Source organism: Jiangella asiatica (genome assembly GCF_004349065.1).
Classification (GTDB): Bacteria; Actinomycetota; Actinomycetes; order Jiangellales; family Jiangellaceae; genus Jiangella; species Jiangella asiatica.
Map to the genome: position 1 here is coordinate 21,343 of NZ_SMKZ01000014.1, position 20,322 is coordinate 41,664.

General features: G+C 71.7%; 25 protein-coding genes. 12 read left to right on the top strand and 13 right to left on the bottom strand.

The features are described from left to right. Positions 1-34: 34 nt before the first annotated feature. Together menD and E1269_RS11635 are read right to left on the bottom strand one after the other, a co-directional pair. A complete protein-coding gene (gene menD, locus E1269_RS11630) occupies positions 35-1,702 on the bottom strand; it encodes a 2-succinyl-5-enolpyruvyl-6-hydroxy-3-cyclohexene-1-carboxylic-acid synthase (RefSeq protein WP_131894563.1) in 1,668 nt (555 codons plus the stop codon). Continuing rightward, positions 1,699-2,280, bottom strand: coding sequence for a CGNR zinc finger domain-containing protein (locus E1269_RS11635; protein WP_162606363.1), 582 nt, complete (start codon positions 2,278-2,280; stop codon positions 1,699-1,701). Before E1269_RS11635 ends, menD begins: the two co-directional genes overlap by 4 nt. Positions 2,281-2,359: 79 nt before the next feature. Here E1269_RS11635 and E1269_RS11640 point away from each other — a divergent pair, with 79 nt between their 5' ends. Further along, a complete protein-coding gene (locus E1269_RS11640; protein ID WP_162606364.1) occupies positions 2,360-3,613 on the top strand; it encodes an MFS transporter in 1,254 nt (417 codons plus the stop codon). Positions 3,614-3,826: 213 nt separating this feature from the next. Here the strand turns inward: E1269_RS11640 and E1269_RS11645 are convergent, their stop codons facing one another. The 5 genes from E1269_RS11645 to E1269_RS11665 are packed head-to-tail and all read right to left on the bottom strand — an operon-like array spanning position 3,827 to position 9,041. After that, complete coding sequence (locus tag E1269_RS11645) at positions 3,827-4,963, bottom strand: hypothetical protein (protein WP_131894569.1); 1,137 nt, start codon at positions 4,961-4,963, stop codon at positions 3,827-3,829. Between the two features lie 60 nt (positions 4,964-5,023). Continuing rightward, on the bottom strand, positions 5,024-5,812 hold the full coding sequence (locus tag E1269_RS11650; protein ID WP_162606365.1) for an IclR family transcriptional regulator: 789 nt from the start codon (positions 5,810-5,812) through the stop codon (positions 5,024-5,026). A gap of 46 nt (positions 5,813-5,858) precedes the next feature. Further along, positions 5,859-6,797, bottom strand: coding sequence for a carbohydrate ABC transporter permease (locus E1269_RS11655; protein ID WP_162606366.1), 939 nt, complete (start codon positions 6,795-6,797; stop codon positions 5,859-5,861). Then, the gene (locus tag E1269_RS11660) at positions 6,787-7,737 is read right to left on the bottom strand and encodes a carbohydrate ABC transporter permease (protein WP_131894575.1); all 951 of its coding nucleotides are present in this window, start codon (positions 7,735-7,737) and stop codon (positions 6,787-6,789) included. Before E1269_RS11660 ends, E1269_RS11655 begins: the two co-directional genes overlap by 11 nt. Next, entirely contained in the window at positions 7,737-9,041 is a 1,305-nt protein-coding gene (locus tag E1269_RS11665) for an ABC transporter substrate-binding protein (protein WP_131894577.1), read from the bottom strand. The genes E1269_RS11660 and E1269_RS11665 overlap by 1 nt, the downstream gene beginning before the upstream one ends. Positions 9,042-9,268: 227 nt before the next feature. On the opposite strand from E1269_RS11665, the gene E1269_RS11670 reads away from it, so the two are divergent. Genes E1269_RS11670 through E1269_RS11710 form a run of 9 tightly spaced genes read left to right on the top strand, consistent with a single transcriptional unit; the run spans position 9,269 to position 16,720 of the window. After that, positions 9,269-10,138, top strand: coding sequence for an SDR family NAD(P)-dependent oxidoreductase (locus E1269_RS11670; protein WP_162606367.1), 870 nt, complete (start codon positions 9,269-9,271; stop codon positions 10,136-10,138). Next, positions 10,135-11,283, top strand: coding sequence for a mandelate racemase/muconate lactonizing enzyme family protein (locus E1269_RS11675; RefSeq protein WP_131894581.1), 1,149 nt, complete (start codon positions 10,135-10,137; stop codon positions 11,281-11,283). Before E1269_RS11670 ends, E1269_RS11675 begins: the two co-directional genes overlap by 4 nt. A 7-nt stretch (positions 11,284-11,290) precedes the next feature. Then, positions 11,291-12,049 carry a creatininase family protein gene (locus E1269_RS11680; protein ID WP_131894583.1) on the top strand — a complete coding sequence of 253 codons (759 nt, stop codon included), beginning with the start codon at positions 11,291-11,293 and terminating at the stop codon, positions 12,047-12,049. A 6-nt stretch (positions 12,050-12,055) separates the two neighbouring features. Beyond that, positions 12,056-13,018, top strand: coding sequence for a dihydrodipicolinate synthase family protein (locus tag E1269_RS11685; protein ID WP_131894585.1), 963 nt, complete (start codon positions 12,056-12,058; stop codon positions 13,016-13,018). Positions 13,019-13,037: 19 nt separating this feature from the next. Continuing rightward, positions 13,038-13,967 carry a 1,4-dihydroxy-2-naphthoyl-CoA synthase gene (locus E1269_RS11690; RefSeq protein ID WP_420810621.1) on the top strand — a complete coding sequence of 310 codons (930 nt, stop codon included), beginning with the start codon at positions 13,038-13,040 and terminating at the stop codon, positions 13,965-13,967. 48 nt (positions 13,968-14,015) lie between these two features. Next, on the top strand, positions 14,016-14,237 hold the full coding sequence (locus E1269_RS11695) for a ribbon-helix-helix domain-containing protein (RefSeq protein WP_131894589.1): 222 nt from the start codon (positions 14,016-14,018) through the stop codon (positions 14,235-14,237). A 1-nt stretch (position 14,238) separates the two neighbouring features. Continuing rightward, entirely contained in the window at positions 14,239-14,586 is a 348-nt protein-coding gene (locus tag E1269_RS11700; protein ID WP_131894591.1) for a type II toxin-antitoxin system PemK/MazF family toxin, read from the top strand. 29 nt (positions 14,587-14,615) lie between these two features. Further along, positions 14,616-15,845 (top strand): o-succinylbenzoate--CoA ligase, encoded by a 1,230-nt coding sequence (menE, locus tag E1269_RS11705; RefSeq protein WP_131894593.1) that lies wholly within the window; start codon positions 14,616-14,618, stop codon positions 15,843-15,845. Next, positions 15,845-16,720, top strand: coding sequence for a 1,4-dihydroxy-2-naphthoate polyprenyltransferase (locus tag E1269_RS11710; RefSeq protein WP_131894595.1), 876 nt, complete (start codon positions 15,845-15,847; stop codon positions 16,718-16,720). Before menE ends, E1269_RS11710 begins: the two co-directional genes overlap by 1 nt. Before the next feature lie 41 nt (positions 16,721-16,761). On the opposite strand, the gene E1269_RS32215 is transcribed toward E1269_RS11710, so the two are convergent. From E1269_RS32215 to E1269_RS34210, 4 genes are all read right to left on the bottom strand, one after another. Then, positions 16,762-16,935 (bottom strand): hypothetical protein, encoded by a 174-nt coding sequence (locus E1269_RS32215; protein WP_162606368.1) that lies wholly within the window; start codon positions 16,933-16,935, stop codon positions 16,762-16,764. A gap of 104 nt (positions 16,936-17,039) precedes the next feature. Then, entirely contained in the window at positions 17,040-17,273 is a 234-nt protein-coding gene (locus E1269_RS11715) for a hypothetical protein (RefSeq protein ID WP_131894597.1), read from the bottom strand. A gap of 48 nt (positions 17,274-17,321) precedes the next feature. Continuing rightward, positions 17,322-17,660 (bottom strand): DUF4229 domain-containing protein, encoded by a 339-nt coding sequence (locus E1269_RS11720; RefSeq protein ID WP_131894599.1) that lies wholly within the window; start codon positions 17,658-17,660, stop codon positions 17,322-17,324. Between the two features lie 309 nt (positions 17,661-17,969). Continuing rightward, a complete protein-coding gene (locus E1269_RS34210) occupies positions 17,970-18,374 on the bottom strand; it encodes a cytidine deaminase family protein (protein WP_131894768.1) in 405 nt (134 codons plus the stop codon). Between the two features lie 105 nt (positions 18,375-18,479). On the opposite strand from E1269_RS34210, the gene E1269_RS34215 reads away from it, so the two are divergent. Both E1269_RS34215 and E1269_RS11730 read left to right on the top strand, forming a co-directional pair. Next, positions 18,480-18,578, top strand: a complete 99-nt coding sequence (locus tag E1269_RS34215; RefSeq protein WP_420810626.1) for a hypothetical protein — start codon at positions 18,480-18,482, stop codon at positions 18,576-18,578. Further along, complete coding sequence (locus tag E1269_RS11730; protein WP_131894601.1) at positions 18,575-18,988, top strand: type II toxin-antitoxin system VapC family toxin; 414 nt, start codon at positions 18,575-18,577, stop codon at positions 18,986-18,988. Before E1269_RS34215 ends, E1269_RS11730 begins: the two co-directional genes overlap by 4 nt. Here E1269_RS11730 and E1269_RS33785 read toward each other — a convergent pair. Both E1269_RS33785 and E1269_RS11735 read right to left on the bottom strand, forming a co-directional pair. Continuing rightward, positions 18,975-19,103 carry an NPCBM/NEW2 domain-containing protein gene (locus tag E1269_RS33785; protein ID WP_275264385.1) on the bottom strand — a complete coding sequence of 43 codons (129 nt, stop codon included), beginning with the start codon at positions 19,101-19,103 and terminating at the stop codon, positions 18,975-18,977. The genes E1269_RS11730 and E1269_RS33785 overlap by 14 nt on opposite strands. Before the next feature lie 141 nt (positions 19,104-19,244). Next, positions 19,245-20,270 (bottom strand): LLM class F420-dependent oxidoreductase, encoded by a 1,026-nt coding sequence (locus E1269_RS11735; RefSeq protein ID WP_131894770.1) that lies wholly within the window; start codon positions 20,268-20,270, stop codon positions 19,245-19,247. Positions 20,271-20,322: the final 52 nt, after the last annotated feature.

Consider the following 20,322-nt stretch of genomic DNA (forward strand, 5'->3'; position numbering starts at 1 on the left):
CACCTGGGAGCCGTGGTGCCACGGCGACTGAGCGTCAGCCCAGCGCCGCGGCCACGGCGGCCCGGAGCCGCGCGTGCAGGTCGCGCAGGGAGGCTCGCTCGATCGGGACCTCGATGACGCCACGCCCGGAGACCGGCGAGGCGAGCACCGTTCGCAGGTCGCTCGGCTCCGTGACGAGGCGATGCATCACGCCGTAGCCGGCGCACAGCGCGCCCAGGTCGGCGCCGTGCGGGGTGCCGAAGACACGCTCGAAGCGGCTCGCGTGGGCGGGCTCGCCATGCTCCAGCAACGCGAAGATGCCGCCGCCGCCGTCGTTGACGACGACCACCTGCAGGTCGGGCGCCTCCTCCAGCGGGCCGATCAGCAGGCCGCCCGCGTCGTGCAGGAAGGTGAGGTCGCCGACCAGGGCCCGGGCCGGGCGGCCGGCGGCCAGTGCGACGCCGGTAGCGGTCGAGAGGGTGCCGTCGATGCCCGCCAGCCCGCGATTGGCCAGCACGGCGCCGTCGTCGGACGGGGCCGTCGGCGAGGGGGCGCCAGCCAGGTCGAGGTCGCGGATCGGGTTGGAGGAGCCGGCCACCACGTACTCCCCCGGCTGCCGGGCCGACCAGACGGCCGCGGCGACGGCAGGGCCGCTCAGCGGGCCGGTGGCGAGGACGTCGTCGACGGCCTGCTGGGCGGCCTTGCCGGCCTGCTGCCAGGCGGCCAGCCAGTCGGTGTGCCGGCTCAGGCCGCCGGCGCGGACGGCGGAGACGACGCGCGCGGCGCGCCGGCCGGCGTCGGGCCATTCGGGGGCGCGGCCGGCCACGACGACGACCTCGACGCCGGAGCGTTCCAGTAAGCCGGTGACCTGCCGCGACAGCGTGGGATGTCCGTAGACGACAGCCCGCTCGATGCGGCCGCCGAGCTCCGGGCGCTCGAGCAGGAGCCGGTACGGTCCAACGGCGTGGTCGCCGGACCGCGCGCCCGACGACGGCTCGGCCAGCAGCGGGAGTCCGGCGGCCTCGGCGAGCTCCCGGGCGGCGGCCCCGGCACGGTCACCGGCGACGACGACGGTGCGCGGCCTGTCGTCGAGCGGGACCGGCGCGACCTCGTCCACGACGGCGACCCGGACCGACCCGGTCGTGTCCGCCGGCACCGGCGCCGCGCCGTCGTCGTCGGGGACCAGCGGCTCGCGGAAGGCCAGGTTGAGGTGGACCGGCCCGGGCGCGCCGGACCGGACGCCGTCGGCGGCGGCCAGCGCGCGGCTGAGCAGGTTGCGCAGGTCGGCGTCCTCACCGGGGCGGCCGGAAGGTGCCGGGACGTCGGCGAAGAAGCGGACCGCGGCGCCGAACAGCCGTACCTGGTCGGTGGTCTGGTTGGCGCCGGTGCCGCGCATCTCGTGCGGCCGGTCCGCGGTGAGCAGCACCAGCGGCACCCCGGCGTGTGCGGCCTCCAGGACCGCCGGGTGCAGGTTCGCCGTGGCCGTGCCGGAGGTCGTCACGACGGGGACAGGGCCGGCCACCCGGGCCAGGCCGATCGCGGTGAACGCGGCCACCCGCTCGTCGATGCGGACGTGCAGCCGCAGCTCGCCGCGGCTGGCCGCGTCGGCCAGCGCGTGCGAGAGCGGGGCACTGCGGGAGCCGGGCGCCAGAACGGCGTGCCGGACGCCGCGCCGGACCAGCTCGGCCACGATGGCCCGGGCCACCGCCGTGGATGGGTTCACGCCGTCGATTCTGCCCTGCGCCCGCGCCAGGCCTGCTGCTTGGCACGGTTGCCGCACACCCGCATCGAGCACCACTTGCCCGATCGGGCGCGCGAGTGGTCGTAGAACGCCCACTGGCAGGTGTCGTTGACACAGACCTTGAGCCGGGACCACGTGCCCGCCACCATGGCCTCGTCAACCAGGCTCAACAGCGCGCCCAGCGCACCGTCGACGCCGTCGGCGGACGGAACCGGGCGCCAGCCGTCGTGCGCTGTCAGCGTCGCGACCAGCCGGGCCCGCCGGGCGGCGGCGTTGAGGACGGCGAGTGCGTCGTCGGGGACGGGTCCGCCGTCGTGGTTGGCGCCGAGCGCCGCCCGCAGCGCCTCGCGCACCCCGACGGCACGGTCCAGGTCGGCCGGGCCGGCCTCGGCGTCGGACGCACCAGCCTCCCCGCCCGCCGACAGGCCGGCGTCACCCAGCCACCGGACCAGGTCGATCGGCGTGGACAGGGCGTCGGTGGCCGCCTCGATGTCGCGCGTGTTGACGAAGCTGCGCACGGTCTCGAGCCGGCCGGGCGCCAGTGCGCTGGTTCCGGACACTCTCCGATCATAACCCCTTGCGGCCATTCACTGGTTATGAATAACCTGTAACGCCATGACAGCGGTTACCGACCCAGCCGTGAGCACCCGGGCGTGGCCCAACCGGAACTTCCGCCGGCTGTGGCTGGGGTCGGCGGTGTCGACGTTCGGCTCGGAGGTCGCGGAACTGGCGGTCCCTCTGCTGGCGATCGTCGCCCTGGCCGCGACACCGGGCGAGCTGGGCGCGGTGCGGACGGCACAGTTCCTGCCGTTCCTGCTCGCGACGCTGCCGCTCGGGGTGCTGGTCGACCGGCGCCGGCGGCTGCCTCTCATGATCGGCGCGGACGTGGGCCGGTTCGCGCTGATGATGATCATCCCGATCACGGTCTGGGCGGGCGTCGCCGGCATGGAGCTGCTCTACGTCGTGATGTTCGCCGCCGGGGTGCTGACCGTGCTGTATCAGGTCGCCGACTTCGCCTTCCTCCCCGAGATCGTGACGCACCGCCAGCTCGTGGACGCGAACGGCAAACTGGCGGCTGCGCAATCGGCCAACGAGATCGGCGGCCGCGGCTTCGGCGGCGTCATCGTCCAGGCGGTCTCGGCGCCGTTCGCCGTCGCCATCAACGCGACCGGCTACCTGGTCTCGGCGCTGAGCCTGCGCGGCATCCGCGTCGAGGAGGCGGCTCGGCCGGTCGCGTCCGCCCGGCCGTCGTGGTCCGAGATCACCGCCGGGCTGCGCGAGGCGCTGCGCCACCGCTACATCCGGGCGCTGCTCGGCGAGGCCACCACGTTCAACTTCTTCAACGAGATCTTCGTCCTCGGGCTGATGCTCTTCGCCGTGCGTGAGCTGGGGCTCGGGCCCGCGCAGATCGGCATCGTCTTCACCGCCGGCGGGATCGGCTCGTTCCTGGGCGCCTGGTTCGGCTCGCGCGTCACCGGCCGGTTCGGCTACGGCCGGGTGCTGCTGATCGCGCTCGTCCTGGGCAACACCGCGCCGGTGCTCGTGGTGTTCACCGGCACCGACCCGGTGGCGTCGCTCGTCCTGCTCGGCGCGGTCTTCGTCGTCATGGGCGTGGGCATCGGCATCGCCAACGTGCACGCCGTGACGGTGCGCCAGGCGGCACTGCCCGAGCGGCTGCGCGGCCGGGTCAATGCCGCCTACCGGCTGATCTCGTGGGGCGCCATCCCGCTCGGTGCGGCACTCGGCGGCGGCGTCGCAGGGCTCACCGACAGCCGAACCACCATGGTGTCGGGTGGGACCGGCATGGCGCTGGCGACCCTATGGGTGGCGTTCTCGCCGGTCCGGCGGCTGGCGTCAATCGACGACGCTCGGGGCGCGGCGCCCGCTGGCTGAGCGCGGCCCCGCTGGTCGCGCGGCGCGCCGCGTGGTGCGTGGTGCGCCCGGAACCCGGCCTCGGCGACTGGCCGAGCCCTCACGAGGACTTCGTGTGCATCACGAGGGTTGCAGGCATGGTGTGACACGAGATTTCGTGCTGAACGTGATCATTTCAGGGTCCCGCGCACCCACGGATCCGGGGTGGAAGAGCACCGACCAGCGACGCCGCCGTCAGGTCGCGGGTGCTTCGTCCTCGGCGACCCGGCGCAGCCAGGTGAAGCCGGTGTTGCTGCCCTGGCAGGTCTGCAGGACGACGTCGCAGGAGTCGCCGCAGGTCCAGTTGGACGCCGAGCCGAGCGCGGAGCCGCGGCCCTGGGCGATGACGCGGTCGACCACCTCGTACAGCCCGGCGAACTCGCCTTCCAGCTCCACGTAGCTGCTCACCGGGATGGAGTTCCACCAGGAGTTGCCCAGGTAGTCGTGGGCGACCACGAAGTTGCCGGACGTGACCGGCGTGTAGTGGCAGCCGACGCCGTTGGCGAGGTTGTCGATGTCGACGTCGTCGTCGCACAGCTCGACCGGAATGGTGCGCACGTCCTCGCCGAGCGCGAGGGCATCCTCGCTGACCACCGCGCCGAACCGGCTGCCGCCGGCGTAGCTGAAGCGGAACCGCGTGGTCTCCTCGGCCGCGGCCTCGGCGACCGCGGTGCCTTCGGGGCCGGTGACCGCGGTGGCCAGCGGCACCCACTCCTCGCCGTCGGCCTGCTGCAGCTCCAGCCCGCCGACGATCGGGACGCCGCCGTCGGTGGTCCATGCCGCGGTGACGCCGACCGAGCCCTCGCCGTCGCTCTCGGCGGTGGCGGTGAGGCGGGACACCATTGGCTCGCCGGCGGTGACCACCAGCTCGGTGGACGTGACGGCTTCGAGCTCGGGTCCGCCGCCGTACGCGAGCCGGTAGATGCCCGACGACGGGACCTCGACGTCGACGCCGCCGGTGCCGCTCTCGACCGGCACCGTCGTGACCGTCGTCCACGCGTTGCCCTCGATGCGCTGCAGGTCGACCTCGCCGCTGACGGGGTCGCCGTCGGGCGTAGTCCACCGCACGCCGAAGGTGACCGAGCTGCCCGGGCGTGCCTCCGCCGGAGCACTGAGGGTCAGCGGGCCTGCGGCGGGGTCGGCGTCGGGCTCGGCGTCGATGGGGCCCGCGACCTGCTCCTCGACCGGCGATGCCGCCACCTGGACGCCAGCGTCCGTGGACCCGCCGGACTCGGTCGACGTGTCGTCGCCATCGGTGGCCCCAACGATGGCGAACACGGCGGCACCGGCGAGGGCCACCACCCCGGCCCCGGCAGTCACGCGGTACTTCATGTTCCTATCTTCCATGATCACAGGCGTGCGCCGCCGACGACCCCGCGGTCTCATGTCCAGTCAGACGGTCGAGGCGTGCCGTTCGTTCCACCCGCGCGGCGGGTGGGGGTGTCCCATCGACGACGAGATCTCGCGGGCGGCCTCCATCAGCGGACCGGTCGCGGCCTCCATCAGGCTCTCGTTGAACCGGGTGGACGGCCCGGAGACGCTGATCACCGCCATCTCGGACAGGGACACGCGGATCGGAGCCGCCACGGTGTGCACGCCTCGCATGGTCTCTTCGAACGCCCACTCGTATCCCTGCTCTCGGGTGCGCTCCAGGCGCGCGAGCAGGCCGTTCAGTGTGGGCGGGTCGACGTGCGTGAACGCCGCCTCACCGACGTCGGCGGCGAACCGGATGACGTCGTCGCGGGACAGCCCGGCCAGCAGGATGCGCCCGGACGCGCCGGCCCACAGGGGGTACGGCCGGCCGAGCTCGGCCTTGACCTTCAGCCCGGACCGCGCCTCGAGCTGCTCGACGTAGATGCGCGCCGACCCCGCCCGCACCGCGAGCGCGATGGTCTCGTCGAGCTCGTCGCGCAGCCGCACCATGTACGGCATGGCCTGCGCCCGCACGTCGATGCGCTCCAGGTAGGCCATGCCCAGCGTCAGCGTGCGCGGCCCGAGGCCGTACCGGCGGGTGTCGGAGTCCTGCCGGACCAGGCCGCTGTCCTCGAGGGACTGCAGGAGCCGCTGCGCCGTGCTCTTGGGGACGTCGGTGAGCACGCTGATCTCGCGGGCGCTCATGTCACGGCCGGCGTCGGCGAGGGCCGAAAGCACGTCGGCGGCTTTGCGCACCGACTCGTTCACGCTACCCCTTCCCCGCACGGTGCCATGAGTATCGCACCGGGCCCCGTCACTTGCCTGCGCCCAGCGTGATGCCCTCGACGATGCGGCGGCCCAGCCAGACGTACAGCAGGAGCATCGGCAGGACGAGGATGCACACGCCGGCGAACAGGCCGCCGTAGTCGGCGCCGGAGAACTGCATGCTCGACAGGAAGTTGAGCACCGCCAGCGACAGCGTGTACTTGTCCACGCTCTGCAGGAACACGATGCCCAGGAGGGTCTCGTTCCACATCGAGATGGCGTTGAGGATCAGCACCGTCACCAAGCCCGAGCGGGCCAGCGGCAGCATGACTTGCGCGAAGGACCGCAGCGCCGAGGCTCCGTCGATGGCCGCGGCCTCCTCGATCTCGCCCGGCAACGATCGCATGAAGCCGGTCAGGAGGAACACCGTGAACGGCACATGGGTGGCGGTGTAGAGCACGTAGAGCCCGAAGAGGCTGTTGACCAGCCCGACGTTGGACATCATCTCGAACAGCGGGATGACGGTGACCTGCGCCGGGATGCCCAGCCCGAGCGCGAAGAACAGGCTCAGCGGGCCGGCCGAGCGGTGCCGCACCCGGCTGAGCACGTAGGCGGCCGGTGCCGACACGACCAGCGTGCTCACCGACCCCGCCACGGCCAGCGCGACGGTGTTCACCGTGGCCCTGGCGAACCCGCTCTCGTTCCAGGCGTTGGACCAGTTCTCCAGGTGCAGCGAGGTCGGGAGCCCCCACGGCGCGTCGAAGATGTCCGGCGTCGACTTGACCGACGACGTGATCAGGAACAGGAAGATCAGGACGTTGAACGCGACGAACGACCACACCAGCACACGGCCGACGACGCGGCCCGGCTCCGGCCGTCCGGTGCGGCGGCGACGGGGCACCTGGCCGGTCCCGGCGCCGCGACCGGAGCGGGGCCCGCCCCGTCCCGCGCCGCGCTCCGTCGTCAGCGTGCCCGCCTCAGAACTCAATGGGATCCCTCCGCATCAGGCGTCGCAGGCCGACGACGAGGAAGGCGAACAGCCCCAGCATGAGGATCGCCGATGCCGACGCGTACCCGAACAGGTAGGACGGGCTGCGGCCGCCGAAGGACTCGCCGTACACGAACAGCGCCGAGTTCCACACTCCCGGCGGCGGCAGGTCGTTGGTCGTGCCGCCGAAGGCGTAGATGAACTCGAAGATCTTGAGTGAGCTGATGGTCCAGAAGATGGCGGCGACGGAGATCACGTCCCAGGACAGCGGCAGCGTGACGTGCCGGAGGCGTTGGAAGGCGCTCGCACCGGCCAGCTGGGCGTCGTCGTAGAAGTACTGCGGGATGCGGTCGACCCCGGCCATGATGATCGTGACGTACAGGCCGGTCGAGAGCCAGACCGTGCCGATCAGGATCATCACGAAGAGGTTGTCGGCGTTCAGCCACGGGATCGGCTCGGCGCCGAACAGCCGGTCCAGGATCGTGTTGACCACGCCGTTGTGCTGGAAGATGAACCCCCAGACGATCGACAGCACGATGGCTGACACGATGTGCGGGAAGAACAGCACCGAGCGGACGAACGACTTCCATCGCAGCTCGCGCACGATCATGGTGAGCACGAAACTGATGACGAAGATCGCCAGCCCGGCCACGACCAGGATCACGAGCGTGTTCACCAGCGCGGTCCGGAAGGTCGAGTCCTCGAGCAGCGCCGTGTAGTTGTCCAGCCCGGTCCACTCCATCGGCGACACGCCGTCCCACCGGTGGAAGCTGATCCACAGCGCCGCGGCCGTCGGCCCGATGACGAAAACCAGGTGGAGCAGCAGCGCGGGGACGACGAAGGGCAGGTACAGCCGCCGGCGCGAGCGCTCGAACGCGGACATCCCGCCGGCGTGGTCGCGCCGGCGGGTGGCCGTCCCGCTCAGGGCTGCGAGGGCCATCAGCCCTGGCTCTCCCAGTAGTCCCGTTGCTCCGACGCGATCCGTTCGATGAACTCGTCCACCGAGATCTTCCCGGTCATCAGCTCGAGGTTCAAAGGCTGGAAGATCTTGGTGTCGAAGTCGGAGTGGTCGCCGAGCACTCCGTCGGTGATCTTGCTGAGGCTCTTGCTCTGCAGCAGCTCGTTGACGTCGGCCAGCTGCGGCGGCACCTCGACGTCGGCGCGCGGGGTGAGGTTCGCGGCCTCGGTGGAGATCAGCGACAGCCGGTCCTTGTTGAGGAAGTAGGCGATGAACTCCGAGGCGGCGTCGGCGTTGTCGGCCGGCTCGGGGATCGCGAACCCGATGACGCTGGCCGGCAGCGAGTCGTCCGTGCCCAGCGTCGGGAAGTTGAACGACCGGTACTCGAACTCCGGCGCGGCGAACTCGCCGGTCTCGGTCGGCGCCCAGCTGCCCATGTACAGGAAGTCGGCGTCGCCCTGGGCCCACTGGGTCTGGATGGCGGGGAACTTGCTGCTGTCGTAGCCGGGGATGAAGTACCCCCCGCCGGCGAGCTCCTCAATCGCCGAGAGCGCGTCCCGCACCTGCGGGGTGTCCCAGCCGGCGGCCTCTTCGTCGGAAACCAGCTCGTTGTAGCCGCCCGGCCCGAGCGCCCGGACCAGCGCCGTGGCGGTCCAGTACTCCGCGTACCCGGCGATGTCGCCGTCCAGCGCGATGCCGCTGCGCCCGGCGGACTTGGCCTCGGCCAGCAGCGCCGCGAAGTCGTCCCACGTCGCCGGCGGGCTCGCCGCGACCGCCGGCAGCGCCGCGGCGTCGTACCAGATCGTGTAGCCGATCACCTCGTACGGCACCAGGAAGTGCTCACCGTCGTCGGTGGTGGTGAACATGTCGTACTTGTCGGTGATGGCCTCGGCGACGGTGAGGTCCTCCTCCGGGATCTCCATGTCGTACACGTCGCCGAGCGGCGTGAACTGTTCGTTCCCCACGATGGCGTTGCTGATCGTGAAGTACTGCTGGTCGATGAGGTCCGGAACGTCGCCGCCGCGCAGCGCCGCGAGCAGCTTCGTGATGTTGTCGCGGCCCTGCCACTCGACGTTGACCGTGATGCCGGTATCCGCCTCGAACGCCTCGATCGCCTCGGCCAGCACCTGGGCCTGCGGCTCCTTCTCCTGCCACATCGACCAGTAGGTCAGCTCGTCGGAGGACCCGGACGCGGAGTCCTCCGAGCCGCACGCAGCCGCGGCGGTGACCATCATCAGGGTGAACGCGAGCGCAACCCGGCCCTCGCGACGCAGTCGGTATCGCATAGGAACTGGGTTCCCTTCGTCGTGTCCTGAAGAATGGGACAGTAGACCAGTTTCTGTTCAGCACCGCACGCTATGGGCTCCGGACGAGCACTGTCAACGGGGTCTTTCCGCTGTTTTCGCCCTGTTCACCCCGCCGCTACGCCATTGACGCCAGCCAGCGCCACGCTAGAGTGGGGCGCTGTCCTACTCAGTGGGACGAGATGGACTCTGACGGATCGAGGGCGCCCGTGATCGAACGCGAAGCTCCGCCACCTGGCGGTGAGCTGGCCGGCCAGACGGTGCTCGTCACCGGCGCGACGGGCCCGGCCATCGCCTCCGGGCTGTGCGACGCGATCCACGCGGCCGGCGCGCGGCTGGTCGTCAACGGCCCGACCGACGACGAGGTGCGTGCCACCGTCGCGCGCTACCCCGGCGCCGTCGGCGTGGCCGGCGACGTGTCGCGCCCGGCCGAGGTCGAGCGGATGTTCGCCGCGGCCACCGAGCTCGCCGGGCCGCTGACCGGTCTGGTCAACAACGCCGGCATCGGGCTCGTCGCACACCTGACCGACGTCACCGACGACCAGTTCGACCACGTGGTCGGCACCGACTTCCGCGGCGTGTGGCTGGTCAGCCGCGAGTTCGCCCGGGCCGTCCTGGCGCGCGGCGGCACGGGCGCCGTCGTCAACGTCTCGTCGGTCCACGCGGCCAGGACGATCGGCGGGTACGGCGTCTACGCGGCCGCCAAGGCCGGGGTGGAGGGTCTGACCCGCGGCTTCGCGGTGGATCTCGGCCCGGCCGGAGTGCGGTGCAACGCCGTCGCCCCCGGGTACGTGCCGGCCGACCGCGACCTGGCACCGCCGGACCATCCGGTGCACGACACCTCGTGGATCGACGCGCACACCACGACCGAGCAGGCGCTGCACCGCGTCATCGAGCCCATCGACCTCGGCTGGGCCGCTGTCTTCCTGCTCTCCGACCGCAGCCGGTGCATCACCGGCCAGGTGCTCACCGTCGACGCGGGGCTCACCGCCCTGCTCTACAACGCCGACATGGCCACCCGCATCCATGCCGACCGGCGGCGGCGTGCGCGGGCGGCGGAGGGGAACCGCACGTCGTGACCAGACCCAGCCGGATCGAACGGATCCGCGCGACCGAGGTGGTCGTCCCGGCGCTCCCGGGCGCGGTGGACTCGCCGTCGTTGAACCGCCCGCTGCACAACAAGCCGTGGAGGGGCGCGAGCAGCTGGTCCGTGCAGTTCGACCGGATGCCCAAGGTGATCCTCGAGCTGGAGCTGCGCGACGGGACGGTCGGGCTCGGCGAGCTGTACCGGGCGCACGACTGGGAGGTCGTCGACGCCGTCGCCGCCGCGCTCGTGGGCCAGGACGTGCGGGCGATGAGCCTGCAGGAGCCGCCCGTGGCGCGAACCCACGAGTTCGACGGCTTCGAGATGGCGCTGTGGGACGCCTACGCGCGCTCGGCCGGCCTGCGCGTCGTCGACCTGCTCGGCGGGCCGGTCCGCGACCGGATCCCCGTCAGCGCGTGGTCCAGCCACCGCACCGTCGACGAGATCGGCGACATCGTCGCGCCGTTCGCCGCAGCCGGGTTCACGAACGTGAAGCTCAAGTGCTCCCTCGACGACGACGTCGTGGCGTGGTGCCAGGCGATCGCCGAGCGGGCGCCGGGGATGTCGGTGGTGCTCGACCCGAACGGTCGCTTCGAACGGCTCGCCGACGCCCGCGCACTCGGCCTGTCACTTGCCGAGGTCGGCAACGTCGGCTGCCTGGAGGACCCGCTGCCGCACTGGGCGGTGGACGACTGGGTCGAGCTGCGCCGCGCGGTTCCGATCCCGCTGGCCCGGCACCTGTCGCTGGCCTACCCGCAGTTCGCCGACCGGGGCAGCGAGCTGGTCGCCGTCCTGCGCCGGGGCAGCGCGGACATGCTGAACCTCACCGCGGGGCTGAACGACTTCCGCCGCCTCGACCACGTGGCCGACGTGTTCAACCTGACGACGTGGCACGGCTCGCAGGTCGACCTCGGCATCGCGGAGGCCGCCTACCTGCACTCCTGCGCCGCCGCCCGAACGTGCACGCAGCCCAGCGACGTCTTCGGCCGGCTGATCCGCTGCCACGACCTGCTGCGCGAGCCGCTGCGCATCGAGCCTCCGTACGCCCACCTGCCGGACGGACCGGGCCTCGGCGTGAGCCTCGACGAGGAAGCGCGCGCGGAGTTCCGCACCGCTGAAAGGGAGTACGTGGCGCGATGAGGAACCCATGACCTACTGGGAACACCTGACCTCCACCCGGCTCGGGACCATCGAACGGTCGCTGCCGGTAGTGCTGCCGATGGGAGCGATCGAGCAGCACGGGCCGCACCTGCCGCTGGCGACCGACCGCATGATCGTCGATCACTTCTGCCGGGAGCTCGACCGCCGGCTGGGCGACGACGTGCTGATCCTGCCGACCATCTCCGTCGGATACTCCCGCCACCACGACGACTTTCCGGGCACGCTGTCCCTCAGCCACGAGACGCTGCTGAACCAGATCGTGGAGACCGCCGACTCCGCGCTGGAGGTGGGCATGTCCAACCTGCTCATCCTCAACGCGCACGGCGGCAACGAGGGCATCGGCCAGGTGGCGCTGGAGCGCATCGGGCACCGCTGGCCCGACCGCACCATCGTCCGCACCACGTGGTGGCAGGTCGCCGCCGAGGCGCTGCTCGAGCTGAGCACCACCGGACCGGGCGGGGTCGGCCACGCCTGCGAGCTGGAGACCTCGCTGCTGCTGGAGATCGCCGCATCGCTTGTCGACACCGATGCCATCCCGGCCCGCCAGAACACCAGTGCGTTCAGCTGGGACGTCTCGGACATGCTGCGCGGCGCGCCGGCCGTCGTCTACCGGCGGTTCGCCGACGTGTCGCCGACCGGCGTGTTCGGCGACCCCCGCGCGGCCACCGCGGAGAAGGGCCGGCGGATCAGCGAAGTCGTGTCGGCGCGGCTGGTCGCCCTCGTCCGCTCGCTGCGGGAGGGGTGACGAGCGATGACGGCGGCAGGCAGCGGCGACGACGACCGGTTCCGCGGGGTGTGCCCGGTGCTCGAGGTGCCGTTCACGCCGGCGGGCGACGTGGACCAGGCCGGCTTCGCCCGGGTCGTCGACCACGTGCTCGGCACCGGCGTCACCGCGGTGATGTTCCCCGGCTTCGCCTCGGAGTTTCACAAGCTCGACGACGCCGAACGGGACCTGCTGGCCCGGATCCTGCTGGAGCGCACGTCCGGGCTCGACGTCGCGGCGATCGTGTCGGTGCCCGACCACGCCACGACGATCGCCGTCCGGCGGGCCAGGTCCGCCGTCGATGCCGGGGCCGACGCGGTCAACATCCTGCCGCCGTCGTTCCTTTCCCCGCCGGGTAACAAGGTGCTTGCCCACGTCGAGGCCGTCCTCGACGCCGTCGCCGGGACCACCGCGATCCTGCAGTACGCGCCGGCGCAGACCGGCACCGTGCTGAGCCCGGAGGCGATCCGCGGCCTGGCGCGGGCACACCAGAACCTGCGGCTGGTCAAGGTGGAGGCGGTGCCGCCGGGCCCGGTGGTGAGCGCCCTGCTCGACGGCGAGCCATCGCTGTCGTGCCTGGTCGGCTACGCGGGCGTCCAGCTCCCGGACGCGCTGCGCCGCGGCGCCGCCGGCGTTCAGCCCGGCTGCTCCTTCGTCGAGCTGTACGTACGGGTCTGGGACCTCTGGGAGTCCGGCCGGGTCGACGAGGCGCTCGGCCTGCACGGGCGGATGCTCCCGTACCTCGCGTACTGGATGCAGGGCGTGGAGCTCATCGTCCAGGCGGAGAAGACGATCTCACAGCGCCGCGGCCTCATCGATCACGACGTGTGCCGGGCGCCCGGACGCCCGCTCGACGCCCACGAGACAGCCATGGTTGATCGCTTCCTCGAGGAGTTCCACGACCTGCTGCCAACACCCGTTGGCAGAACAGGTACCCCTGACAACAAGTGACGGCCGGCACAGCACTAGCGTGATCACCGTGACGACCACACCGTTCGATCCGGGCCGCTGGCGCCCCGTCGATGGCATCGAGCTCACCGACATCACCTACCACCGGCACGTCGCCGACGGGCGCGACCAAGGCACCGTGCGCATTGCCTTCGACCGGCCGGAGGTCCGCAACGCGTTCCGGCCGCACACCGTCGACGAGCTGTATCGCGCGCTCGACCATGCCCGCATGACCTCCGACGTCGGCTGCGTGCTGCTCACCGGCAACGGCCCGTCGCCGAAGGACGGCGGCTGGGCGTTCTGCTCCGGCGGCGACCAGCGCATCAGGGGACGAACCGGATACCAGTACACGATCGGTATCGAAGGTGACACCGCCACCACCGTCGACCCCGCCCGCGCCGGCCGGCTGCACATCCTCGAGGTACAGCGGCTGATCCGGTTCATGCCGAAGGTGGTCATCGCGGTCGTACCGGGCTGGGCGGCCGGCGGCGGGCACAGCCTCCACGTGGTCTGCGACCTGACCCTGGCCAGCGCGGAGCACGCCAGGTTCAAGCAGACCGACGCCGACGTCGGCTCGTTCGACGGCGGCTACGGCTCGGCCTACCTGGCCCGGCAGGTCGGGCAGAAGTTCGCCCGCGAGATCTTCTTCCTCGGCGACGAGTACAGCGCCGCCGACGCCCACCGCATGGGCATGGTCAACGCCGTCGTGCCGCACGCCGACCTGGAGAACGTCGCGCTGGACTGGGCCGCGCGCGTCAACGGCAAGAGCCCCACCGCCCAGCGGATGCTGAAGTACGCGTTCAACGCGATCGACGACGGCATGGTCGGCCAGCAGGTGTTCGCCGGCGAGGCGACCAGGCTGGCCTACATGACCGACGAGGCCGTCGAGGGCCGTGACGCGTTCCTGGAGAAGCGCAACCCTGACTGGTCGCGCTTCCCGTGGTACTACTGATCGGACCACGGGTAGTATCGATTGTCCTACTGCGCGTAGGATCAGGCCATGGTCACCAAGGTGAGCGTCAGCCTTCCCGCGGAGGACATCGAGTTCGTCGACCGCTACGCGCGGGCCGAGAACGTCCGGTCCCGCTCCGCGGTGTTCCACCGCGCGCTCCAGCTGCTCCGGGAGTCCGAGCTCGAGAGCGAGTACGCCGACGCCACCGCCGAGTGGCTCGAGAGCGACGACGCCTCGCCGTGGGAGACCACCGCCGCCGACGGGGTGTGACGTGCGGCGCGGCGACGTCTACTGGGTCAACCTCGAGCCGGTCACGGGTTCGGAGGCCAACAAGACCCGCCCGGCCGTCATCGTCAGCAACGACGCGCTGAACCGCACCACCGAGCGGCTTCGGCAGGGAGTGGTCACCGTCGCGCCGCTCACCAGCAACATCCGGCGGGTCCGCTCGTTCCAGGTCCTCGTCCCCGCCGGTGCGGCCGGCCTGCCGCGGGACTCCAAGGTCCAGGCCGATCAGGTCCGCACCATCTCCGCGCACCGCCTCGGCGAGCGGGTCGGCACCCTGCCGCCCGCCCTGCTCGCCGAGGTCGACGCGGCCCTGCGGCTCCACCTGAACCTGTAGTCGGGCCGAACATCTAAGCTGAGCGTGCGATGCAGACGAATCCCTCGACCACCGGCCCGGCCACCCTGGGCACGGTCGAGGTTCCGCTCCGCCCGGCCGTGGTACCGCGGCTGCTGCCCGCGGTCGCCGCGGCGCTGACCGGCGGCCCGCCCCTGCTTCCACTGCCGGCGTCACCGGCCGCGGTCCGCGACGCGCTGCTGGCCGAGCTCCGACCCACACGGCCGGTCGAAAACGGTGTAGCACTGGTGGTGCCGACATCGGGTTCGACCGGCCGGCCCAAGGGCGCCCTGCTCGGCGCGGCCGCGGTCCGCACGTCCGCGATGGCCACGCACGACCGGCTGGGCGGTCCGGGCCGCTGGCTGCTGGCGCTGCCCGCCACCCACATCGGCGGGCTCATGGTGCTGGCCCGCTCCGTGATCGCCGGCACCGAGCCGGTCGCCGTCGACCTCACCGAGGGTTTCGACCCGGAGCTGTTCGCCGCGGCCAGCGTGCAGCTGTTCGCCGGCGCCTCCCGGCGGTACACGTCGCTGGTCCCGCGCCAGCTGACCGCGCTGCTCGACGCCGGCGGCGCCCCGGCCGAGGCGCTGGCCGGCTACGACGCCGTCCTCGTCGGGGGCGCCCGGGCCGGCGACGACGTCCTCGTGCGGGCGCGTGCCGCGGGTGTCCAGGTGGTCACCACCTATGGCATGACCGAGACCTGCGGCGGTTGCGTCTACGACGGCGTCCCACTCGACGGCGTCCGGGTGACCATTGCCGACGACGGCCGGATCCGGCTCGCCGGTCCCGTCCTGGCCAGCGGCTACCGTCTCCGGCCCGACCTCGCGGCGGCGTTCGGGGACGGCTGGTTCACTACGTCCGACCTCGGGTCCTTGCGGACGGACGGGGCACTGGAGGTGGCCGGCCGGGCCGACGAGGTCGCCGTCTCCGGCGGAGTCAACGTCCCACTGGCCGCCGTCGACGCGGTGGTCTCCTCGCACCCGGACGTGGCTGAGGCGCTCGCCGTCGCGGCCGCCGACGAGCGGTGGGGCGAGCGCATCGTCGTCGCTGTCGTGCCAGTGTCCGCGGACCGGCCACCGGACCTGGATTCGATCCGAGCGCATGTGCGCCGGAGCTCTCCCGTCGCCTACGCACCGAAGGAGCTGGTCGTGCTCGACGCGTTGCCCACCCTGCCCGGCGGCAAGACCGACCGCCGCGGCCTGGCTTCACGGCTGGGCCTGACCGCGCGGCCGGGCATCGCCGAGCCCGGGGAGGGGCGCTGATGGCGACACTGGCCCAGTGGGTCGAGGGCGCCCGCCCGCGCACCCTGCCGGCAGCGGTGGCACCGGTCCTGGTCGGGACGGGCGCCGCGGCTGCCGCCGACGCCGCACACCTCGGCCGGGCGCTGCTTGCGCTGGCGGTCGCGCTGGCGCTGCAGATCGGCGTCAACTACGCCAACGACTACTCCGACGGCATCCGCGGCACCGACGAGAACCGCGTCGGCCCGTTCCGGCTGATCGGTTCCGGGTCGGCCGAGCCATCGGCGGTGAAGGCCGCGGCGCTGTGGAGCTTCCTCGCCGCCGGGGTGTTCGGCACGGTGCTCATCGCGTGGTCTGGGCACTGGTGGCTGTTCGCCGTCGGCGCACTGGCCATCGGGGCGGCCTGGTACTACACCGGTGGCCGCAGCCCGTACGGCTACCGCGGCTTCGGCGAGATCTCGGTGTTCCTCTTCTTCGGGCTCGTGGCGGTCGCCGGCACCACCTACGTGCAGGCCGGCCGGCTCACCGTCACCTCGGTGGTCTCGGCGGTGGCCGTCGGCTGCCTGGCCTGTGCGCTGCTGCTGGTCAACAACATCCGCGACGTGCACACCGACGCCGTCAGCGGCAAGCGCACGCTCGCGGTGATCCTCGGCGAACGGCGCAGCCGCATGCTCTACGTGCTGCTGATGGCGGTGCCGTTCGCCATCGTGGCGGCCCTGGCCGCGGCCGGGCAGCCGTGGAGCGCACTGACACTGCTGTGCGCCCCACTGGCCGCCGCGACCGCCCGCCCCGTCGTCGCCAAGGCAAGGGGCAAAGCACTGATCCCGGTCCTACGCCGGACCAGCATGACCGAGCTGGCCTTCGCGGTGCTGCTGACGGTGGGTCTGGCCGTCAGCTGACCTCGTCGTGACAAGGCCCTCGGTGCGGGTCATGTCCGCGCTCAGGCGTGCCGCCGGGCGCGTCGCGGGCCGGTGTAGCCCCGGTCCTCGCTGGGAATCCGAGCGACGATGGCCGCGCGCAGGTCCTGGAACAGCGACAACGCCTCGCCGCGGTGCCGGCCCCGCTTGGCCCGCTTGGCGCTGTCCACGTGCCGCTCGTATTCGTCATTCACCATGAGAACCTCCTGTGTGAGGACGGCGCCTCTCAGCCCCGTCTGACCCACAAGACAGGTGATGGCCGCGATCATGACGCGGCCATCTCAAGATTTTTTGCCCGCGGTCAGCTCTCGTGTCGCGCGGACGGGACGTCAGGGGCGTCATCGAGGTCACCGAGATCCCGGCCCGGCGCGTCCGCGCTGGTACCCATGGTTCCCGTGGGCGGCTGCGGATGGACAATGCCCTCCTGGGCGTCCTGCTCGTCGAGGGCGGCGTCGGTGGTGCGTTCGCGGTCGATCTCGCGCGGATCCTCGCCTGGCGTCGGTTCCTGCTTCGTGCGGCGGTCCTCTTCGGTCATGGCCGGTAGCTACCCAATCGGGCTGGTTGTACGCCGGTGGCAGGTCCCTCAACCGGCGTGTCGCCGCTGCTCGGTCTCGGAGCCGGCCTCGGCGGGACCGGTGTCGGCGGGACGGGCGTCCGCGGGGCGGGCGTCGGCGGCCTGGGCGCGCTGCTCGTCGTCCCAGGCGTCCTCGGCCGCGGTGCGCTCCTTGATGGTGCTCAGCCGCCGATCCCAGGCCATCGACACCTTGTCGCGGCTGTCGCGCAGGGCGAAGATGCTGATCATGCCGGAGACGAAGAGGGCTCCGGCGACGAGGACGAAGCCGCGCAGCCCCACCAGCCACAGCAGCGCACCGACGACCACGAAGACAAGGGCGCGCAGCAGCGTGTACCGGAGAAGTGCCATAACAGGGTCAGTCTACGTCCGCCGGTCCTGGCCGAACGGCGCCCTCCCGGCAGCGAACGGCCCTCTCCCAGGAGCCAAGAAGGCGCCCGGTTCCTAGCAATTCCGCCAAATCGGTACCGGCGCGCGCCGGAGTGTCGTAAGGTCGATTGGCGGGTCCGGGACGTGACTTCTCCGAAAGAGTTGGCATCGGGGTTCACAGCCAGCCGCGCCGGACATTGGAGCCGTCCCCGTCCTGTCCATCCCGGACCCGCGCCAATACTTCCCTCCACCCCCGTCGCCGGCCGCGAACACCGTGGCGGCAACACCCACTCAGTCCAGCGGCGCCGGCCACTCGTGCATCGGCAGCAGCTCGCGCAGCGGCAGAGAGCGCTCTCGGTTCACCACAACCTCGGTGTTCACGTTCCCGGGGTCCATCTGCCTGATGAACTCCCGACAACGGCCACAGGGCGGCAGCACGGACAGCCGCCCGTCGTCGTCGCGCCAGACCGCGACGATCTTCATGATCCGGCTTTCGCCGGCGGTCACCATGGCCGCGATCGCGGCATGCTCGGCGCAGAACCCGGTGCCGCACGGCGTGTCGATGCAGACGCCGTCGTACCGGTTGCCGGCCTCCGTGACCAGCGTCGACGCCACGTCCCCGATGAGCCGTCCGGCCACCGTCCGGGGCCGCAGGGACGCCGCGGCCGCCTCGATGAGCTCGCCGTTCGTCGTCATCGGCGCACCGTACCAGCGACCGGTTCCCCAGCAGTGACCACTGCCGGCCCCTTCTAGCGGCTGGAGCGGCAGCGCGGCGGCTCCACCGCGCGCATCACGCGCCGCCTGCGGGCGCTCCAGGCCGACGTGCGGGAACACCGCGTGCTCGATCCGCGACCCGCCGACGAGATCCTCGGCTACGACGACGACGGCCTGCCCAGGTGACGGACGGGCGAGCACTCGTCGTCGACACGTCCGCAGCGATCGCCGTCCTCACCGGCGAGGACGGGGCCGAGTGGCTGGTGAGGACGTTGGCGCTCGCCGACCGGCGGTACATATCGGCCGCGAGCTACGTCGAGCTGGGCATCGTCATCGAGTCACGCCTCGGCCCGGTAGGCACCGGGACCGCCATGCGGTTCACCCGAGACGCTGAGATCGACGTCGTGCCGGTGGAGCCTGGGGTGGCGGAGCGAGCACTGGAGGGATGGCGACGTTTCGGCAAGGGTCGTCATCCCGCGGCGTTGAACTACGCAGACTGCTTCACCTACGCGCTCGCGGTCGAGTCGAGCCTCCCGATCCTCTGCGTCGGCAATGACTTCGCCCGGACCGACGTCGACGTGCTCAGCCCAGACTGAGGGCCATCATGGTGCGGCGGGCGCTGGCCCAGTCGGCGTGGTCGCCGCTGACGCCGCCGCCGGCACCGTCGACGACGAGGTCGACGTAGCTCGCATCAATGATCCGAGGCCACACCAGGCGATCTCGCGCCTCACCAGGCCCGCAAGCATGGTGGAGCACGCAGAATCCTCGTGGCGTCGGCGATCGTTGATCGATCACGAGGTACGGCGAGGGCGCGCCCGTGCCCACACCCCCGCCGGCTGCTCGCTTCTCGGCTCAGCTCAGAGCAGGGATGACCTCCTTCTCGAACAGCTCCACGGTGCCGATGTCGTACGCGGCGAACGGGAAGTAGCAGATGGCGTACGTCATGCCGAGGCCCTTGAGCTCGAGCAGCGACTCGATCACCTGGTCCACCGTCCCGACCGTCGGGCCGTCGGTGAACGCCTTGCGGGAGTTCGCGGCCTTCTTCGGGGTCAGGAACCGGGCGTTGCGCTCGTCGAGCCGGGCCAGCTGGTCGTCGACCTCGGCCTGGGTTCGCCCGACGATCACGTTGTAGTCGGCCGTGCGGGTGATCGAGTCGAAGTCGGTGCCGAGGTCGTCGCAGTGCCGCTTCAGCACCTCCGACTTGCGCCGGAAGATGTCCGCGATGCCACCGAAGTTCGTGTACTTCGTGTGGGCGCTCAGACCGTCGTCGTCCTGGCCGCGGGCGTTCTTGGCCGCGATGCGCAGGGTCACCTTCTCTCCGCCGCCGGCGATCCACAGCGGGATGCCCCCGTCCTGCAGGGGCAGCGGCCGGCAGATGGCGCCGTCGACCTGGTAGTGCTCACCGTCGAGCGTCGACACACCGTGCGTCCAGGCCTGGCGCATGATCTGGACGGCCTCGTCGAGCATGCCCAGCCGCACGCCCGCGGACGGGAAGCCGTACCCGTAGGCCCGCCACTCGTGCTCGTACCAGCCCGCGCCGATGCCCATCTCGAGCCGGCCGCCGGAGATGCTGTCCACCGTCGCGGCGACCTTCGCCAGGTACGCCGGGTTTCGGTACGCCGTGCACGTGCACATCTGCCCGAGCCGGATGCGCTCGGTGGCCGCGCCGAGCGCCGCCATCAGCGACCACGCCTCGTGGGTCGCCTCGTCGGTAGGCGTCGGGGTCGTGTGGAAGTGGTCGTAGACCCAGATGGACTCGAACGCCCCGCCGCGATCGGCGTGCTCGGCCACTCGGAGCATCGCCTCCCACTGATCTCCGGGAGCGATGTCGACGAGGTCGAGCCGCCAGCCCTGCGGTACGAAGAGCCCGAAACGCATGGGGGAAGAAGTCATGGCCCCAACTTATGCCCGCCCGAGTGCACCCGCGGAC

Bases quoted from the DNA above. Each gene is read 5' to 3' on its own strand.
- E1269_RS11645 (WP_131894569.1), bottom strand. From the start codon at position 4,963: ATGAAGTACCGCGTGACTGCCGGGGCCGGGGTGGTGGCCCTCGCCGGT.
- E1269_RS11660 (WP_131894575.1), bottom strand. From the start codon at position 7,737: ATGGCCCTCGCAGCCCTGAGCGGGACGGCCACCCGCCGGCGCGACCAC.
- E1269_RS11665 (WP_131894577.1), bottom strand. From the start codon at position 9,041: ATGCGATACCGACTGCGTCGCGAGGGCCGGGTTGCGCTCGCGTTCACC.
- E1269_RS11680 (WP_131894583.1), top strand. From the start codon at position 11,291: ATGACCTACTGGGAACACCTGACCTCCACCCGGCTCGGGACCATCGAA.
- E1269_RS11685 (WP_131894585.1), top strand. From the start codon at position 12,056: ATGACGGCGGCAGGCAGCGGCGACGACGACCGGTTCCGCGGGGTGTGC.
- E1269_RS11695 (WP_131894589.1), top strand. From the start codon at position 14,016: ATGGTCACCAAGGTGAGCGTCAGCCTTCCCGCGGAGGACATCGAGTTC.
- menE (WP_131894593.1), top strand. From the start codon at position 14,616: ATGCAGACGAATCCCTCGACCACCGGCCCGGCCACCCTGGGCACGGTC.
- E1269_RS11710 (WP_131894595.1), top strand. From the start codon at position 15,845: ATGGCGACACTGGCCCAGTGGGTCGAGGGCGCCCGCCCGCGCACCCTG.
- E1269_RS32215 (WP_162606368.1), bottom strand. From the start codon at position 16,935: ATGGTGAATGACGAATACGAGCGGCACGTGGACAGCGCCAAGCGGGCC.
- E1269_RS11715 (WP_131894597.1), bottom strand. From the start codon at position 17,273: ATGACCGAAGAGGACCGCCGCACGAAGCAGGAACCGACGCCAGGCGAG.
- E1269_RS11720 (WP_131894599.1), bottom strand. From the start codon at position 17,660: ATGGCACTTCTCCGGTACACGCTGCTGCGCGCCCTTGTCTTCGTGGTC.
- E1269_RS34210 (WP_131894768.1), bottom strand. From the start codon at position 18,374: ATGACGACGAACGGCGAGCTCATCGAGGCGGCCGCGGCGTCCCTGCGG.
- E1269_RS11735 (WP_131894770.1), bottom strand. From the start codon at position 20,270: ATGCGTTTCGGGCTCTTCGTACCGCAGGGCTGGCGGCTCGACCTCGTC.